Consider the following 18,257-nt stretch of genomic DNA (forward strand, 5'->3'; position numbering starts at 1 on the left):
GGTAGAAAAGAAATTTATAAAAGGACTTATAAAGATTGATTATATAATATATGAAAAGCTATTATAAAAGACATTAGTATTAAATAGTTTAAAAAAAATGAAAAATAATAAAGGAAGTGAGTCAAGTCCAGACTCCTGTGTAAAATGCTATACAATGTTTTTACCATTTCTACTTATCAAAATTGATGTATTTTCTTGAAGAATAAATCCATTCATCATGTAGGTCCATAAGAACGGCTCCAATTAAGCGATTGGCTGATGTTTGATTGGGGAAGATGCGAATAATCTTTTCTCTTCTGCGTACTTCTTGATTCAGTCGTTCAATTAGATTGGTACTCTTTAGTCGATTGTGGGAATTTCCTTGTACGGTATATTGAAAGGCGTCTTCGAATCCATCATCCAATGATGCGCAAGCTTTTGAATATTTTGGTTGATCGATATAATCATGAATCAATCGATTTTTAGCCTCACGCGCTAAGTTAATATCTGTGAACTTAAAAATTCCTTTAACAGCTTCTCTGAAAGATTTTGAATTTTTTTTAGGAATGGTGGTAAAGATATTTCTTAGGAAGTGAACTTGGCATCTTTGCCAACTTACGTTGGTGAAGGATTTTCTAATGGCAGAGACTAATCCTTTGTGCGCATCAGAAATAACGAGTTCCGTACCTTGTAAACCGCGTTCTTTTAGGTATTCAAAAAATGTTGTCCAGGTCTCTTCGCTTTCGCCACTTTGAATCATGAAGCCGATAATTTCACGGTCGCCATCTTTGGTTATTCCAATCGCTATATGACAGCTTTTTGAGAGTACTCGATTTTCTTCTCGTACTTTTATATAGAGTACATCGGTCATTAAGTAAGGATAATTTTTTTCTGATAATAAACGATTCTGCCACTCGTTAACCATAGGTTCTAGCTGTTCTGTTAAGCTAGAAACGAAGGACTTAGAGACGGATTTACCACAAAGTTCTTCCACAATTTTTGATACTTTACGAGTTGAAACGCCTGATACATACATTTCCAACATTGAAGCCATGAGGGCTTTTTCGTTTCGTTGATAACGTTCAAACACTGTGGGTGAAAAATGGCCATCACGTGTTCTGGGTACTTTTAATTCTAGCGTGCCTACACGTGTCGTAAAGCTGCGCTCATAATAGCCATTTCGTTGACTTTGTCGGTTTTCTGTTCGTTCATATTCTTTTGCTTGAATATATTCTGTTCGTTGATTTTCCATTAGTTGATTAAATACCGTTGTTAAAATATTTTTAGAAACGTCATCCTTTACAGAATATTCAATAATGCTTTGAATCTCTTCGCTTTTCAGTGTAAAATGTACTTGGGTCATGTAAAAGTCCTCCTGGGTATGTTTTTGTCGTTAATAAAACAGCTAATACACCGGTTGAACCAGCAAACATAGAAGTAAACAATCCTACGTTTGTCATATCACCTGTTTTTACAGGGTTCTTTTGTCCGCTAGGCTTTGTTGGAGTAGTTGGCTTGCTCGGTTTCTGTGGCTGTTGTGGACTTACAGGTTTATTTGTTACTTTTTCTTTTACGGTAACTGTAATTGTTTTTTCAGTAATTGCACCATTTTTATCTACTACACGGAAAGTTACATGATAAGTGCCAGCCTTAGAAGTATCTACATCATTTGCAATAATGTTATCTTTTGTTAAAATAATCGTTCCGTCCTCTTTATCTGTTGCTGTCACATTTGCCAATGGGTCGAACGTATCGCCTACATTCAATGTAACATCATTTGCTGAAATGATTGGAGCAGAGTTAAGGTCGCCTGTATTTTGTTTCACAGTTACAGTAATCGTTTTTTTAGCAGAAGCTCCGTTTTTATCTGTTACTTTATAAGTCACATGGTAAGTACCAGCCTTAGAAGTATCTACATCATTTGCAACAATATTATCTTTTGTCAAAGTGATAGTTCCGTCCTCTTTATCTGTTGCTGTTACATTTGCCAATGGGTCGAAAGTATCGCCTACATTCAATGTAACATCATTTGCAGAAATAGTTGGTGCTGTATTATCTTCTCCTTGTGAGTTTAACGATAATTCTACTTTTAAAACAACGTTTCCGTCTTTATAAGTACCGCAATCATACTCATAAGTAACTGGTTTTTTTACATCATCTACCGTTATAATTCCTGTATCTTTATCTAAAGTTCCATTTGCAGTAACTTTTACTTTTGAAATATCTATTCCTTGTTCAACATCTTTTTTTAAGTCGATTTTATTCCCTTTAATATCAATATAACCGTTGCCTACAAAAGCATGATTATTTTCAAGAACTTTATTCTCTCCGACATTTAACCAGTATAAATCATCGCAAATTAATTTTTTAATTTTTGTGTTTTTACTTATATCAAGACCTCTTATCCCTTGTTCAAAAATTTCACCGCAACGTAGCATTTCAAGTTCTAAATTATTGCTTAAATCTAATTTTTTAATAGTTGTATCATGACAAAAAAGGCGTGTCAGTTTTGTGTTTTTTGTTACATCTAATTCAGCTATATTTGTCATATAACATGATAGTTGTTTCAAATTAGGGTTCTTACTTATATCAAGTGTTTTTACTTTTGTATCTCCTATATCTAAAGTGACTAATTGCGGATTATGTGTGACATCAAGTTCCATTAATCCTGTATTGCTACAAGATAGTTGTTCTAAGTTAGGATTGTTTGTTACATCTAAATTGGAAATAGAGGTACTATCTGCAAATAACGTATTCAATTTTTCATTCTTAGATACATCAAGACTGTTAATTGATGTATTATCGCAAACGAAAGCTTCCAAATTCGGATAACGTGTTAAATCAACGCTTCTTACTTTTGAAGAACGACAATCTAATCTTTTTAAAGATGAGTTTTTAACCGGACTTAAGTCTGAAACAGAAGTCGTAGAAACATCTAAAGACTGCAAATTTGTTAGATATTGAATACCCTCTAATGAAGATATCGTTTTCATATCATGCAAGTTTAAGAATTGGGCTTTTGATATTTCATCAACAGATAACACACTATCGCCGTCTTTATCAAATTCTGCAATGATTTGTTCTCTAAATACTTTGTCTGGAAAATGTGCTTCATCAATAGCAATGCTTCCAGCTTTTACTTCTGTATTTTTGCTTGCTTCAACGGTCTTATCTTCGGTAACCACTTCTTTTTCTGGTGTTGCAGGTGTTTCCTGTTTTGTACTTTCTTCTTTTAAAGTTTCTGCATTTTCAGCAGTTTCTTCCTGTTCCTTGTCTGTTATATTCTCTTGTACTTCTGCGTTTTCTGTTTTCTGTTCCACAGGAACTTGCTCTGTCTTGTTTTCTTCTACAACGGCTTCCTGCACAACTTCTGTGTTTTCCTGTGCCATGACAGGAGTAGGAAGCCCTGTAAGTGCAGTTGTTGTTCCAATCATCAATGCGGAACTTACTGCAAGGACTTGTTTTTTCTTCATAGTTTGTTCACTCCTTATTTTTCATAAATTCTTTGCATAGAAAAACGCACAAACTCCCCCTTATAACTGGATAATCTGTGCGTTCTGTTTATTATTGATAGAATTGAAAAAAGGGCAGAATTTACTTGTCTGTCTGTCTGTCTGTCTGTCTGTCTGTCTGTCTGTCTGTCTGTCTGTCGCAAGCGTAACAATGTGTGAACATGACTGTCAACCCTTTCTTTCAAAAAAATTCAATCCTTGCTTCTATACAAAAAACATTATACTGGAAACAAACACCTCTTTCAATCTTTTTATGCGTGCAAGATAAAAAAATTGAGACATCACACTTTTCCTTTTTTCCTCTTGAGTACCCACAACAGAAAAGAAAAAGCCCTGTCAAGAGCTTGCCACCATTGGTGGTGCTTTGCACTCTTGATCGGGCTTTTTGTTTGCTGTATCTTCTCGCAAGAGGAAAAAGATTACTCGTCCTCATCATCAAAATGGTTATTCCTTAATACTTCCCGTAACAGTTCCATATCCTCTTTTGAGTTCGGATTTATCATTTTCACGACTTGATAAGGTGTCCTATATTTATGTCCCTCTATGCTTTCCCCAAACATATCCATACTGTATAAATCATCATAGCGGTCTAGTAATTTTTGAAACTTCAAATGCTGGATAAATTCTTTGATTGGGTAAAGGTCGGACGCTTCAATGCTTTTCCCGTTGATATAGTCTGTAATGTATTCCCGTAACTTTTCCAACTCATATTCCAGCCATTCTTCCTCGCTGTCAAAGAAGTTATCATAGTGTCCGTGTTTCAGTTCTGCATTTAGACGTTCTTCTGTTCTTAAAAACTGACAGACTTCTTTTTCAGACTGATTGACATACTTCCATTCTCCCGATAATAATTCATTCGGCGTTACGTCCAGCACTTCCATTATCTTTTCCAGCGTTTCATAAGCAGGATAGTTCAACCCTCTTTCAATCTTGGAAAGGCTCTGCATATTGATACCGATTTTGTCCGCAAGTTCCTGTTGTTTCATTCCCCTAAATTTTCTTATGGTCTGTATATTATTTCCTAAATGGCTTATTTTCATTGCACAACCCTCCATATCTCGTTATATCTTCACTGTTATAAGTCTATCATGCTTAATATGATTTGTAAAGACAAAAAAAGATATTGACAAATAAGCATATAAGAATTACTATGCTATTGTGAGTGAATAAGCACAATAGCATGAAATACAAAAACATTCAAAAAGAAATACCCATCTGATTAAACCCGTAGATATGAATATTGGTTGAAATGGAACTTGTTAGAAAAGGCAAAACAGGACTTGCTGACAAAGTATTTCTGACACGGTGGCGGAAGCCTCTCAGGCTTACCGCCATGACACCTTGTGTCAAGGGGAAGAAATGCTTTGTCGGCTGGCGAGCCTGCGAGCCTTGACTGTGCCCCCGTTATCTAACAGGGGGGCACTATTTCACAAAAGACAAGTCAAAAACCATACAACCCCAAACCTGTGAGTAGTAATGAGAAGTTTTAAGAAGATAGTAATTTCACATTCTTTTGAATAGTGGTTTACAGGTATTTCAAGGCTGTTGTGGGATTGGAGGAATACAATGAACAATTTAGAATTTGCACTTGAAATGAAGAACAAACGTCTTGCAAGCGGTCTTTCACAAGGAGAACTTGCAAGTCTTACCCATGTATCAAGATATAGTATCAACCGCTTTGAGAACGGAAAAGCCAACGCAAGTAAAGAAACACAGAACATTATCCTGCGTTGTCTGAATTACTATGTCTGTGATAAGCCTTTTTATCTGCTCGTTGATTATCTGTCTGTCCGTTTTCCAACGACTGACGCATTAGAAGTTATCCGAAAGGTGCTTGGCATGAAAGCGGACTATTTTATCCATTATGACTATGGGTATTATGGCTATAAGGAGCATTATGCCTACGGGGAAATCAAGGTCATGGCTTCTGATGATGAACACATGGGTGTATTTTTAGAATTAAAAGGGGCAGGCTCACGCAACATGGAATATGTCTTACAGGCACAGAACAGGGATTGGTATTCATTTTTAAACCGCTGTCTTGACTGTGGCGGTGTTATCCGACGTTTTGACTTGGCAATCAATGATATGTGCGGTCTGCTGGATATTCCCGTTTTGTCTGAAAAATACAAAAATGGCGGTGCGGATTGTCGCTGTAAAAACTATGAAAATGTACAAGGTGGAAAACTAAGCGGAAAAAACCGTAATTTAGCAAGTACCCTTTATATCGGCTCAAAGGCAAGCACAAAATATTTCTGCCTGTATGAAAAACAAAAGGAACAGGCAACCAAAAAGAAACATACGGATATTATCAACCGTTTTGAAATTCGTCTGCGTGATAAAAAGGCAGTACAGGCAGTTGAGGAATTGTTATTGACATATAACCCTCATGGGTTGGTGTTTTACCTTATTACTGATTTTGTGCAATTTCCCGATTATCCGCTGTGGGAGATATTCATTTCCCATGACAGTTTACCTTTTGAAATGAACCCCGTACCTGTCAATATGGAACGCACTCTGCAATGGCTGGAAAGACAGGTCATGCCGTCAATCGTGATGATAGAGGAAATCGACAGGCTGACAGGCTCAAACTACATGAAAATGATTGATGAATGTACCAACCTTTCCGAAAAACAGGAAATGCTTGTAGAACAGATGTGTACGGATATAGCAGATGTAATCGAAAGTGAGGGGGTGTTTTATGAGTAATGCACAGGATATTCCCGTATGGGAAAAATATACCCTTACCATTGAAGAAGCGTCAAAGTATTTCCGTATCGGAGAAAACAAGTTAAGACGCTTAGCAGAGGAAAACAAGGACGCTGGCTGGCTCATTATGAATGGCAACCGCATACAGATTAAACGCCGACAGTTTGAACAGGTTATTGACAAATTGGACGCAATCTAATGCAAATGAGCCTTGTATGTGTTATGATGAACACAAGTCATATCAAGGCTCTTTCCAACAAGGAAAGGAGCAGACACCATGAAAGAAAAAAGACGGGATAGTAAAGGACGTATCCTGCATACTGGAGAGAGCCAACGAACAGACGGGAAATACTTATATAAATATGTAGACGCATTTGGAAACACAAAATATGTGTATGCTTGGAGATTGACACCCACAGACCCGACACCAAAGGAAAAACGGGAAAAACCCTCACTTCGTGAACTGGAACAGCAGATAAGACGGGATATTGAGGACGGTATCGACAGCACAGGCAAGAAAATGACGCTTTGCCAACTCTATGCCAAACAGAACTTACAGAGGGCGAATGTGAAGAAAAGCACACAAAAACAACGGGAACAACTCATGCGGTTATTGAAAGAGGACAAGTTGGGTGCTAGGAGCATTGATGCGATAAAACCCTCTGACGCTAAGGAATGGGCGTTACGCATGAAAGATAAAGGCTTTTCCTATAACACCATTAACAACCATAAACGCTCGTTAAAAGCGTCATTCTATATCGCCATACAAGACGATTGTGTAAGGAAGAACCCTTTTGATTTTAAGTTAAGTGAAGTCCTAGAAAATGATACCAAAGAGAAAGTCGCATTGACAGAGGAACAGGAACAAGCCTTACTCTCATTTATCAAGACAGACAATGTGTATCACAAGCATTATGATGATGTGCTGATACTGTTAAAGACTGGACTTCGTATCTCGGAACTGTGCGGACTGACAGTAGCTGATATTGATTTCAAGAATGAAGTTGTAATTATCGACCACCAGTTACTAAAGAGCAAGGAACAGGGCTATTATATTGAAACGCCTAAGACGAAAAGCGGAATAAGACAAGTGCCATTAAGTAGAGAAACAATACAGGCATTTCAACGGGTTATGAAGAAACGCCCAAAGGCAGAACCATTTGTGATAGACGGACAGAGCAATTTCTTATTTGTCAATCATAAAGGCAAGCCCAAAGTTGCGATTGATTACAACGCCTTATTTGTCCGTATGGTAAAGAAATATAACAAGCACCACAAGGACAATCCCTTGCCACATATCACACCGCATACGCTACGCCATACATTCTGCACAAGACTGGCAAGCAAGAACATGAACCCAAAAGATTTACAGTATATCATGGGACATTCAAACATTAGTATCACAATGAACTGGTACGCTCATGCGTCCATAGATACCGCAAAATCAGAGGTTCAGCGTCTAATCGCATAGAAGTATTTACCACGATTTTAACCACGCTTGATAGCGAAAATATAAGAAGATAGACCTAGATATGTGAGGTTTACCACAAAAGCAAAATGCCCGTAGAGCCTATAAAATAAGGCTTTGCGGACATTTAAGGAGATATAAAAAGATAGTCAAAAAGACATATATAATTTATGTTAAATTCTAGTAGATTTTGATTGGAATAATCATAACTCTAATGAATCTTCAGCATCTACCCACATCTGTAAATTCCCATCAAGATATAACCTTGCATATTCTAATGGCTCATCGATTGCAAGCGATGTCAAAGCACAATCAGATCCAGGTGTGGTTCTTAAATTTTTTTCTGCTTCCCAACAATCAATACGGAGTATATAGCCCGTATTAGTATATACATCAATGCTGTTGCACTGTGGATTGTATTCTGCAAATATTGTTCTCATCGTATCCCATCTCCTTATCATTTAATCAATCAGTAGTAGCAAAAATTAAGAAGCATTTCAATCAGTTCACCATGTCACTTTTATTTTGTGTTATACTGTCTTATAGATTTTTCTTGCCCTTGTATTTGCCCTTATCAGAGTGCATAAACACTGATGGGACGATATAACACAAGGGAAATAATAAGGGAAAGCTCACCTGCGACAAATCCAGTGTTTTCAAGGGGGTGCGAAGAATTTAATAATAAAATATAACAGTTATTAAATTTCTTAAAACAGGTGAAATCTCAATCGGAATTTGTGAGGGAAAGAAATGAAGAAAAATACTCCAAGCGATGATGAAATAAAGAATTATAGCCATAAGAAGATGACATTGCCATTGATGGAACATGCTTCTGAAGAAATGAAGGAACCTGTATGGAAGCTTGTTAAAAAGTTAGCGTCTTATGCTCGTGTACCGGGCGCTATGTCAGATTTTAAGAAAATGGCGGTGTTCGCTGAGGATGATGCAATTGTCGATGTAGTTCTGGATACATTACAGGATATGAAATATCCTTTTAAAAACACAGATTTTATACCGGATATCATGGGCTATTATTACTCGATTGCATTGATTTCGCAAAGCATGCATAGAAGGGAAGAAACGATTAAGCTGTTCAATGAGCTTGTTGATTATGCAATCAGTATTAAATCTAACAGCGCATTGCCACTTGCGAGAAATATGGATGTTTTGTCAAAGGAATATCCCGATCTGTCAGATTTATTTGAAAAAGCAAAGACTATCTATAGATTTGATGCAATAGATAGTATAAAAGAAAGGGTGCCTATACAGGTCAATAAGCTTTATCACGATTATACAAATGCAGATAAAATAGAAGCAGAATACATTAATGTTGAAAATCCTGAGGATGGTAAGGTTTTTGTCGAAGTGGATGAAAATGGATATGTCGTAAGAATAGTAGAAAAGGGGAAAAACATTTATACAAAGATATTTAAACATTATAGCTATGACATGATTAATTATGCGATAGTCAGAGATGTTTTGCTGAGAAAACACATGGAAGAAATGCGAATCAATGATATTGCGGATGCAAGAGTTGTCGAAGCTACGAGAACGGATCTTAAGAAACTGTATAGTGATATTGAGATATCTGTAAATAATAAGGAGTTTGCATATATATTAGATGGGCATGAAAAATTCAATAATACTGATTTACCGAAGGATGTCCAAGACTTTCTGGAAGAAATATATAATGATGAAGACTTGAAAGATGCATTTTTCGATTGTGATATTGAAATCTATGATGAGGCATGGGTTAAGGATCTTGAGGAGGATGATTCGTGGTTTGAAGATCTTATGGGATCGGGAGAATCCAGTTATAAGAATATTAAACCGTTTGCACGTGACGGCTTAGGTGGATTATGGGTAGTGTTAGATGATGAAATGATCGGATATATCGGTACAGAGGGCGAATGTGGAATCATAGCCCGCAATATAAATGAGTTCATGAATATTGTTGCGGTACAGAGAGGATATATAGATGATTTCTGTAATGCTGATATATTAAAATCTGTGGATGCATTTATAGAGGAATATGAAGAACCTCGTGATTCAGATTATAATAGGGAATTTAATAGATTTATAAAGAAGCATGGTTTTACTAAAGATTTAAAGAAAATATATGAATATATTATAAAAGGAGTCACAATAAAACCGTTTTTCCAAGTTGTCGCTACAGATGATGAATATGAAGATTCCTACTCAATACTTGGAAGCGATGATGGACAAGAAGCATTGGAGTCTCTTATAGAGATGCTTGAATAAGTTTGGATTATTTCCTGTTTTAGGTGGAAAGTTGTAAAAGAACTCGATAACTTCCAGTTTATGAGGATAAAAGGAGGAGAAAAATGAGATATCCGAAATTTTTAGAAAAAGGTGGAACGATTGGTTTTGTTGCGCCATCTTTTGGTTGTAATATAGAACCATATCGGACAGCATTTGGTCATGCACTTGATACATTCCATGCTAAGGGCTATCAGACGGAGCTTGGTCCGAATTGTTATGAAGGCTGTGGTATCGGTATCAGTAACACGCCGGAGAAATGCGGTCAGGAGATTAATGAAATGTACACATCAAAGAAAAATGATGTTCTGATATCCTGCGGCGGTGGAGAGCTGATGTGTGAGACTCTTGATCATATTGATTTTGAACGCTTAAAGAAAGCAGATCCGAAATGGTTTGTGGGATATTCGGATAATACGAATCTAACCTATCTGCTGACAACGATCTGTGATACAGCTTCTGTTTATGGCCCATGTGCGGCAGCGTTTGGCATGGAGCCGTGGCATGCATCGATAGAAGATACATTTGCGCTGCTTTGTGGTGAGAAGAAAAGCCTGCAGGGATATCGTGGATATGAGAAGGAATCCCTGAAGGATGAAGAACATCCGCTTGCACCGTATAATATCACTGAACAGAAGGAACTTCACTTGTATGAAACAGATGCGACGCATGGATCGACTGCTGTCGATGAAGTATTCATGGCAGGCAGACTGATCGGCGGATGTATGGATTGTCTGGTGAATCTGCTTGGAACGAAATTTGATAAAACAACAGATTTTCTGGAACACTATAAAGAGGATGGCTTCATCTGGTTCTTAGAAGCCTGTGATCTGAATGTGATGGCGATCCGCCGTGCTATGTGGCAGATGGAGCATGCGGGATGGTTCCGATATGTGAAGGGATTCCTGATCGGACGCCCGCTGGTGCATGGACAGGAGATGATGGGGCTTGACCAGTATCATGCGGTACTGGATATTATCGCCCACCACAATGTGCCGGTTATCATGGATGCCGATCTTGGACATATCGCGCCGATGCTGCCATTGATCTCCGGCAGCTATGCAAGCATTACCGCCTCCGGAAACAACCTTGTGGTTGACATGAAACTGAAGTAGAATGCCCCCTTTGGGATAACGTTGTGTTGAGATTATCTGTTTGAATGTATTTTAGTCGATTGTCAGTCTGTACTGGACTGGCTCAGAATCAATAATAGAAAAACTCGTATAGCATTCTATTCCATGCATATGCCTGATTCGCTCATGCTTATGTGCAAACTCGCCTTACGGGCTCAGACATGCACTCGCATTCGCTGGCAATATGCATGTCATAACGAATTCTATACGAATGTTTTTGTCTATTATCGATCTGATCCAGACCAATGAAGACTGACAACCAGCTATACTGTTCCAAACAGATAATCTCAATTCAGTTTAGTACCCCAAGGGGGATTTTTTAAGTTTGTTTCATTCTAGTGATAAGGCTGATCACGCGTTTATTGGTTTAGATGATAGGCAACAGTAATCCCATTCGGGGAAGTATTTTTATTGATAAGAATATCTTTTAAGCGCACGACAGCCCATCGTTTAAAAATCAATAGTGCAGTCGACTGAGTTTCCTATGATTTTGTGCCATGTCGTCGCCGCAGATGATTTTATTGCGGCAGAGACATGTGCATATAACCATATTGTCTCTTATGATATTACAAAACGGCTGAATTGGTTATACTCTGGCACTAACAAAACAATAGCATAGATTTCGTTATATAATGCATATTGCCAGCGAATGCGGGTGCATGTCTGAGCCCGTAGGGCGAGTTTGCACAGGGGCATGAGCGGATAAGGCATATGCATTAAATAGAAATCTATGCTAGTTTTTTATGTGTCAGAGTATAAGCAATTCAGCCGCTTGGAGTATCAGGCTAAATGCAGTATTCGTCGCCGGCTTCAGGTCGGCTGTTGCAGAGATCCGCGATGGTGGTTGTGTCAACAACACTGCAGATCGCACTGTAAAGCCGCTTCCACAGATTGTAAGTGGAGCAGATGGATTCACGCTCACATTCAGGCGCATCCTCTTCGACACAGGCAACAGGGGCAAGCGTTCCTTCTGTCAGACGAAGAACTGCACCGACTGTAATGTCTTCCGGTGCTTTTCGTAACAGGTAGCCACCCTGTGGACCACGGACGCTTCGGACAAGTCCGCCGGAATTTAATATAGAAATGATCTGTTCCAGATATTTATCAGAGATATCCTCGTTTTTTGCTACATCCTTTATGCTGACCGGCTTACCATTAGAGTTGGCTGCTATATAGATCATAAGCCGTAATGCATATCTTCCTTTTGTTGATATTTTCAATGTAATACACCTCCAAATTACACGATCATAATTCATACTAATTTTCTATGAATTGATTATACACCAGTTTAAAAGAAAAAGCTACAGAAATATTTCTATTTTCCTATTGATAAAGTAGGAATATAAAAAGTAAGAATTAAAAATTGAGTTTTCATCAATAATTTGGTATATTGATTTTGTAAAAGGTGGTATATGGGGAATTGGTACTGACTGTTTCTATAAGAAATAGGATAGGATATAGTCAGACCAAACGACAATATAACGGGGGTATGGCAATCTGACAATTTATTATCAAAGAGCACGTTTTTCAATGGGGTATTAGGAAAATCGTTCAGGATACAGGCAATAGAATACTGCCGTCATCTCGATATTGACGTTTCACATCCAACCGGTCAAGGTCTTCGACCGGATTCAATCCATTCTTTTCTCTCGGTGTGTCCGCTGCCGTAGGGAAGCATAAGCGGATAATATAAAAACGATATGGAGGAATAAGGAATGAAGAAAAAATTTCTAAGCCTTCTGTTAGTGTTGTGCTTTGTTATGGCATTTGGTTCAATAACAGCACTGGCAGCAGAGGGACAAACAACAGACATATGGGATGGTACAGCAGATACAAGCTGGTACACGGGTCATGAGACAGAGAGTGAGTACCATATAACGACGGCAGAACAGCTTGCCGGACTTGCGCAGCTTATTAACACAGGTACTATAACCTTTGAGGGAAAGACTGTTTATTTGGATAATGATCTTGATCTGGATAAACGTGAATGGATATCCATTGGCAAAGGTAAAGGTGGAAGTCAGGCAGCATATAGTTTTTGTGGTATATTTGACGGACAGGGACATGTAATTTCTAATTTGTATTCCCGTGATTCGCTGATGCCAAAAACGAATGTGGGGGATGATGAGGAAAATTGTTATAGACAGGGCTTATTTGGAAATGTCTATGATGGTGAGGTCAAGAATCTTGGTATTGAAAATGCTGATATTATAGTTGATCTCAATGATGCATCTACATATGGAAAAGGTATATTAGTAGACTGGCTTTGTAATTCCAAAATTACAAATTGTTGGACATCTGGTTCTATTTCAGGTGGTGCATATCTGGAGCATTATGTTGGCGGACTTGCAGGATGTACCTTGAGAAATAGTACTCTTACAGGATGTTATTCGACTGCAACTATTACAGGAAATTATAAGGGAACTTGTTATAAAGAAGAAGATGTAATGACGTATTTTGACTGTCTGGGTGGTATTGCAGGAGGAATGCTAGACGGAAGCCTTACAGTCGAAGATTGTTGGTTTTCTGGAAAAATCAATGTTAATTCTGTACAGGCAACAGTTGGTGGAATGGTTGGATATTCAGACAATGCAAGTGTTACTAATTGTATGGTAACTTCTGCAGACCTTGCTGCAGATGAAGGTGGCAATACCTGTTGGCTTGTCTATAGTGGACTTAGTCTTGGTACGGCAGAAAACAATTACTGGCCGGCAGATGACCGGTATCAGGCAACGCTTCTTAAAGAGCAGGATGGAACCGCTGTGTCAGATTTCACATCTGCGGATGTGCTTTCCGGACTTCAGGCAAAGCAGGGAGCAGGCATTGAATGGGTAGCAGGAATCGATCATCCTACATTTGCATGGGATGACAGAAATATTCCGGCAGATTATACAGCAGTTGATGCGGCTATTGCAAAAGCGGACAAGATAGATGGAACACTGTATTCTAATTATGAAGATGTAAAGGCTGCCATTAATGCTGTTGACCGTAAAAAGAGCAAGTATGAGCAGAAGATAGTAGATGCAATGGCAAAATCTATTGAGGATGCTGTTGCAGGTCTGAAAGAGAAAGACAACAATAAAGATAATAATACCCCGGTTACCCCACAGATAAAGACATATACAGTAACATTTAAAGCAGCAGGTGGAAGTGCAGTTAAGGCTCAACAGGTAGAAGAAGGTAAGTTGGTAGGTAAGCCGAAAAAACCAACGAGAAAGGGCTATAAGTTTGCAGGTTGGTATGCAGGAAAGACTGCATATAAGTTTGATACTCCGGTTAAAGCCAATCTGACATTAACTGCAAAGTGGACAAAGATCAAGGTGAAGAAGATCAAGATCACAGGAATGTCCAAGCAGATTGCAGCAGGTAAGAAGATTAAGCTGAAAGTAACCGTAACTCCAAAGACTGCAGCAAATCGTACAGTAAAATGGAAGAGCAGCAATAAGAAATATGCAACTGTAAATTCCAAGGGTGTTGTAACTGTAAAGAAAGCAGGAATAGGCAAGAAGGTAACGATAACAGCGATTGCAAAGGATGGAAGCGGAAAGAAAGCAACCTACCGTATAAAGATCATGAAGAAAGCTGTTAAGAAAATTACCTTAAAAGCATCAAAAACAAAAGTAACTGCTGGTAAAAAGGTAACAATAAAAGCAACTGTCACTCCTGGAAAGGAAGTAAACAAAAAGCTGACATATAAGAGCAGTAACAAGAAGTATGCAACTGTAAATTCCAAGGGTGTTGTTACTACCAGGAAAGCAGGAAAAGGGAAGACTGTAAAGATCATAGCAACTGCAACAGATGGAAGCGGTAAGAAAGCAACTATTAAGATCAAAATTAAATAATGCTTAAAGCAGTTGTATGTAACAAATAAATATAAACCGATAAGTTAAAATAAAGGATGCTGAACCACGGGATAAAGCCTGTGGTTTGGCATCTTTTTCTATTTTCTGAAAAATATTTCTATTATCCTATTGACAAAGTAGGAATAGAGGTGTAATATACATGCATAAGCTAAATCATAGTTTGTTGATAGGAATAAGCGGGAACGAGGTAAAAGGTATGTTGAACAAGTATTATCAACCACAATATTTGAATGAAGACAATCGAATGTGTACTACCAGACAAACGCTATCAGCGGGCGGAATTTACAGATGTTGTCGCTAGAGTAAGCCCGGATAAGAATATCCATGAATGACGAAATGATAAGCTCCGGCATAGGGAGCAAATAACGAATACAGAATAAAATGACAGATAATAAAACGGCAGTACATAATGATAGAAGAAACGGATACGTACATCAGCCGGGAGAAAAGAACAGGAGATTAAAAATTATGGCAAAGAAATCATACAGCGAAAGAAATTTAAAATTTGAAACATTACAGTTACACGTAGGACAGGAAACACCGGATCCTGTAACAGATGCAAGAGCAGTTCCGATCTATCTTACATCATCATATGTATTCCATAACAGCCAGCATGCGGCAGACAGATTTGGCCTCAGAGATGCAGGTAACATTTACGGAAGACTTACAAATCCTACAGAAGACATTTTCGAAAAGAGAATCGCAGCATTAGAGGGTGGCGTAGCAGCACTTGCAGTTGGTTCGGGAGCAGCAGCTCTGACATATGCACTTCAGGCAGTTGCACATAAGGGTGACCACATCGTAGCAGCAAAGAACATCTACGGTGGAACATATAACCTTCTTGCACATACACTTCCGGATTTTGGAATCGAGACAACATTCGTTGATCCATTTGACTATGATGCAATCGAAGCTGCTATTCAGGACAATACAACCGGTATCGAGATCGAGACACTCGGAAATCCTAACTCAGAGGTTGTAGATATCGAGAGAATCGCAAATATCGCACATGCACATAACATTCCATTGATCGTAGATAATACATTTGCAACACCATATCTCGTTCGCCCGATCGAGTACGGCGCAGATATCGTTGTACATTCAGCTACCAAGTTTATCGGCGGACACGGAACAACGATTGGTGGTGTCATCATCGACAGTGGTAACTTCGACTGGACATCCAGTGACAAATACCCATGGTTAACAGAGCCGAACGTATCTTACCATGGAGTAAGCTTTGCAAAGGATACAGCACCTGCTGCATTTGTTACTTACATCAGAGCAATCCTGTTAAGAGATATGGGAGCAACTATCTCACCGGTACATTCATTCATCTTCCTTCAGGGACTTGAGACATTATCCTTACGTGTAGAACGTCATGTTGAAAATGCACTTAAGGTTGTACAGTATCTGAAAGATCAGCCACTGGTTGAGAAGGTAAATCATCCATCCATCTCAGAGGATCCTGAACAGCAGGCATTATATAAGAAATATTTCCCAAATGGCGGTGGATCAATCTTCACATTTGAGATTAAGGGCGGAGCAAAAGAAGCACAGGCATTTATTGATCAGCTTGAGTTATTCTCACTCCTTGCAAATGTTGCAGATGTAAAATCCCTTGCTATCCATCCGGCATCAACCACTCATTCAGAGTGCAACGAGGCTGAGTTATTAGATCAGGGTATCAAGCCGAATACAATTCGTCTGTCCATCGGAACAGAGAACATCGACGATATTATCGAAGATCTGGATGAAGCATTTAAGGCAATCGCAGAATAATCAATAATAAAAACAGTAGATAATTGAACATAAAAATAATAAAAAATATGGGTGATCGAAGATCATCGGTCACCTGCAAAACGAATAATAGAATCAGAATAGGAGATTAAAGTTATGAGTAAAATTTATAAAGACGCAACAGAGTTAATCGGAAATACACCATTAGTAGAGTTCAATCACATTGAGAAAAAGGAAGGCTTAAATGCAAAGATCCTTGCAAAGTTAGAGTATTTTAATCCGGCAGGAAGCGTAAAAGACAGAATCGCAAAAGAGATGATCGAAGATGCTGAGAGAAAGGGCACATTAAAGCCGGGCGCTACGATCATTGAGCCTACATCCGGAAATACAGGTATCGGTCTTGCATCTATCGCTACAGCAAAGGGGTATAAGGCAATCATCGTTATGCCGGAGACCATGAGCGTTGAAAGAAGAAATATCATCAAAGCATACGGCGCAGAGATCGTTCTGACTGAAGGTGCAAAGGGTATGAAGGGTGCGATCGCAAAGGCTGAGGAGCTTTCTAAGGAGATCCCTGACAGCTTCGTTGCAGGTCAGTTCATAAATCCTGCAAATCCGGAAGCACACAGAAAGACAACAGGCCCGGAGATCTGGAATGATACAGACGGAAAGGTTGATATCTTTGTAGCAGGTGTTGGTACAGGCGGAACTGTAACAGGTGTCGGTGAATATCTGAAGCAGCAGAATCCGGATGTTAAGGTTGTAGCAGTAGAGCCGGCTACATCACCGGTTCTTTCAAAGGGAACTGCAGGAGCACATAAGATTCAGGGTATCGGTGCAGGATTTGTACCGGATACATTAAATACAAAAATCTACGATGAGATTATCACAATCGACAATGATGCGGCATTTGAAGGCGGCAAAGAGATCGCAAGTATAGAAGGTATTCTCGTTGGTATCTCATCCGGTGCAGCTTTCGTAGCAGCAAAGGAACTTGCAAAGCGTCCTGAAAATGCAGGAAAGACAATCGTAGTTCTCCTTCCGGATAGTGGTGACAGATATTACTCAACTCCGCTCTTTGGATAAAACCAATAAGATTTACATGTGAATATAATATCCTTTCAAAATAATCATTTATCTCAAAACAGACACGCTTCACCATACAGCAATGTGGTGGGGCGTGTTTGCTGTTGTGTCTTTTATGCCTGTACAGCTATGCCATACATTATGATAAAAACTTGTGTAAGTTTCTATTCCATGCATATGCCTTATTCGCTCATGCTCCTGTGCAAACTCGCCTTCGGCTCAAACATGCACCCGCATTCGCCGGCAATATGCATGTCATAACGAAACTGACCCAAATGTTTTATATCATAATGTATGGCATAGCTGTACAGGCAATAAAAACTTGTGTAAGTTTCTATTCCATGCATATGTCTTATTCGCTCATGCTCCTGTGCAAACTCCCCTTTTTTGTTGTCGGTGAGCGTGTGGATATGGTATATTATATAAGTATATGAATATTTGGAGGATGAAAATAGAGCAAAATGATTTTTTTGAGGATGCTGCATATATG

Annotated in this window: 13 protein-coding genes; 8 read left to right on the forward strand and 5 right to left on the reverse strand. The window is 38.7% G+C overall.

Annotated elements, in window-relative coordinates:
* Positions 1-169 precede the first annotated feature (169 nt).
* The 3 genes from DW959_RS03240 to DW959_RS03255 form a co-directional block, all read right to left on the reverse strand.
* Positions 170-1,342 (reverse strand): IS256-like element IS256 family transposase, encoded by a 1,173-nt coding sequence (locus tag DW959_RS03240; RefSeq protein ID WP_000195429.1) that lies wholly within the window; start codon positions 1,340-1,342, stop codon positions 170-172.
* Positions 1,290-3,452: an immunoglobulin-like domain-containing protein gene (locus DW959_RS03245; protein WP_021361842.1), complete on the reverse strand. Its 2,163-nt coding sequence runs from the start codon at positions 3,450-3,452 to the stop codon at positions 1,290-1,292. Before DW959_RS03245 ends, DW959_RS03240 begins: the two co-directional genes overlap by 53 nt.
* 458 nt (positions 3,453-3,910) lie before the next feature.
* Positions 3,911-4,531 carry a helix-turn-helix transcriptional regulator gene (locus tag DW959_RS03255; RefSeq protein WP_009242236.1) on the reverse strand — a complete coding sequence of 207 codons (621 nt, stop codon included), beginning with the start codon at positions 4,529-4,531 and terminating at the stop codon, positions 3,911-3,913.
* Between the two features lie 526 nt (positions 4,532-5,057).
* Between DW959_RS03255 and DW959_RS03260 the strand changes: the two genes are divergently transcribed.
* The 3 genes from DW959_RS03260 to DW959_RS03270 all read left to right on the forward strand — a co-directional run bounded on the left by DW959_RS03260 (position 5,058) and on the right by DW959_RS03270 (position 7,671).
* Positions 5,058-6,200 carry an XRE family transcriptional regulator gene (locus tag DW959_RS03260; RefSeq protein WP_021361841.1) on the forward strand — a complete coding sequence of 381 codons (1,143 nt, stop codon included), beginning with the start codon at positions 5,058-5,060 and terminating at the stop codon, positions 6,198-6,200.
* On the forward strand, positions 6,193-6,399 hold the full coding sequence (locus DW959_RS03265; RefSeq protein ID WP_002341493.1) for an excisionase: 207 nt from the start codon (positions 6,193-6,195) through the stop codon (positions 6,397-6,399). Before DW959_RS03260 ends, DW959_RS03265 begins: the two co-directional genes overlap by 8 nt.
* Positions 6,400-6,477: 78 nt before the next feature.
* The gene (locus DW959_RS03270) at positions 6,478-7,671 is read left to right on the forward strand and encodes a site-specific integrase (RefSeq protein ID WP_021361840.1); all 1,194 of its coding nucleotides are present in this window, start codon (positions 6,478-6,480) and stop codon (positions 7,669-7,671) included.
* Between the two features lie 200 nt (positions 7,672-7,871).
* On the opposite strand, the gene DW959_RS03280 is transcribed toward DW959_RS03270, so the two are convergent.
* Positions 7,872-8,108 carry a DUF6061 family protein gene (locus tag DW959_RS03280; protein ID WP_002578301.1) on the reverse strand — a complete coding sequence of 79 codons (237 nt, stop codon included), beginning with the start codon at positions 8,106-8,108 and terminating at the stop codon, positions 7,872-7,874.
* A 310-nt stretch (positions 8,109-8,418) separates the two neighbouring features.
* On the opposite strand from DW959_RS03280, the gene DW959_RS03285 reads away from it, so the two are divergent.
* Positions 8,419-9,930 carry an SMI1/KNR4 family protein gene (locus DW959_RS03285; protein ID WP_117551463.1) on the forward strand — a complete coding sequence of 504 codons (1,512 nt, stop codon included), beginning with the start codon at positions 8,419-8,421 and terminating at the stop codon, positions 9,928-9,930.
* Positions 9,931-10,013: 83 nt separating this feature from the next.
* Positions 10,014-11,063, forward strand: a complete 1,050-nt coding sequence (locus tag DW959_RS03290) for a S66 peptidase family protein (RefSeq protein WP_117822223.1) — start codon at positions 10,014-10,016, stop codon at positions 11,061-11,063.
* A gap of 803 nt (positions 11,064-11,866) precedes the next feature.
* On the opposite strand, the gene DW959_RS03295 is transcribed toward DW959_RS03290, so the two are convergent.
* On the reverse strand, positions 11,867-12,301 hold the full coding sequence (locus DW959_RS03295; protein WP_118615380.1) for an Rrf2 family transcriptional regulator: 435 nt from the start codon (positions 12,299-12,301) through the stop codon (positions 11,867-11,869).
* A 495-nt stretch (positions 12,302-12,796) separates the two neighbouring features.
* Between DW959_RS03295 and DW959_RS03300 the strand changes: the two genes are divergently transcribed.
* The 3 genes from DW959_RS03300 (at position 12,797) to cysK (ending at position 17,767) form a co-directional block, all read left to right on the forward strand.
* Complete coding sequence (locus tag DW959_RS03300; protein WP_118615382.1) at positions 12,797-14,923, forward strand: Ig-like domain-containing protein; 2,127 nt, start codon at positions 12,797-12,799, stop codon at positions 14,921-14,923.
* A gap of 489 nt (positions 14,924-15,412) precedes the next feature.
* Positions 15,413-16,723, forward strand: coding sequence for an O-acetylhomoserine aminocarboxypropyltransferase/cysteine synthase family protein (locus tag DW959_RS03305; protein ID WP_117822220.1), 1,311 nt, complete (start codon positions 15,413-15,415; stop codon positions 16,721-16,723).
* A 114-nt stretch (positions 16,724-16,837) separates the two neighbouring features.
* Positions 16,838-17,767: a cysteine synthase A gene (cysK, locus tag DW959_RS03310; protein ID WP_118615384.1), complete on the forward strand. Its 930-nt coding sequence runs from the start codon at positions 16,838-16,840 to the stop codon at positions 17,765-17,767.
* Positions 17,768-18,257: the final 490 nt, after the last annotated feature.

This window comes from Clostridium sp. AM46-21 (assembly GCF_003480025.1).
Taxonomy (GTDB): domain Bacteria; phylum Bacillota; class Clostridia; order Lachnospirales; family Lachnospiraceae; genus Coprococcus; species Coprococcus ammoniilyticus.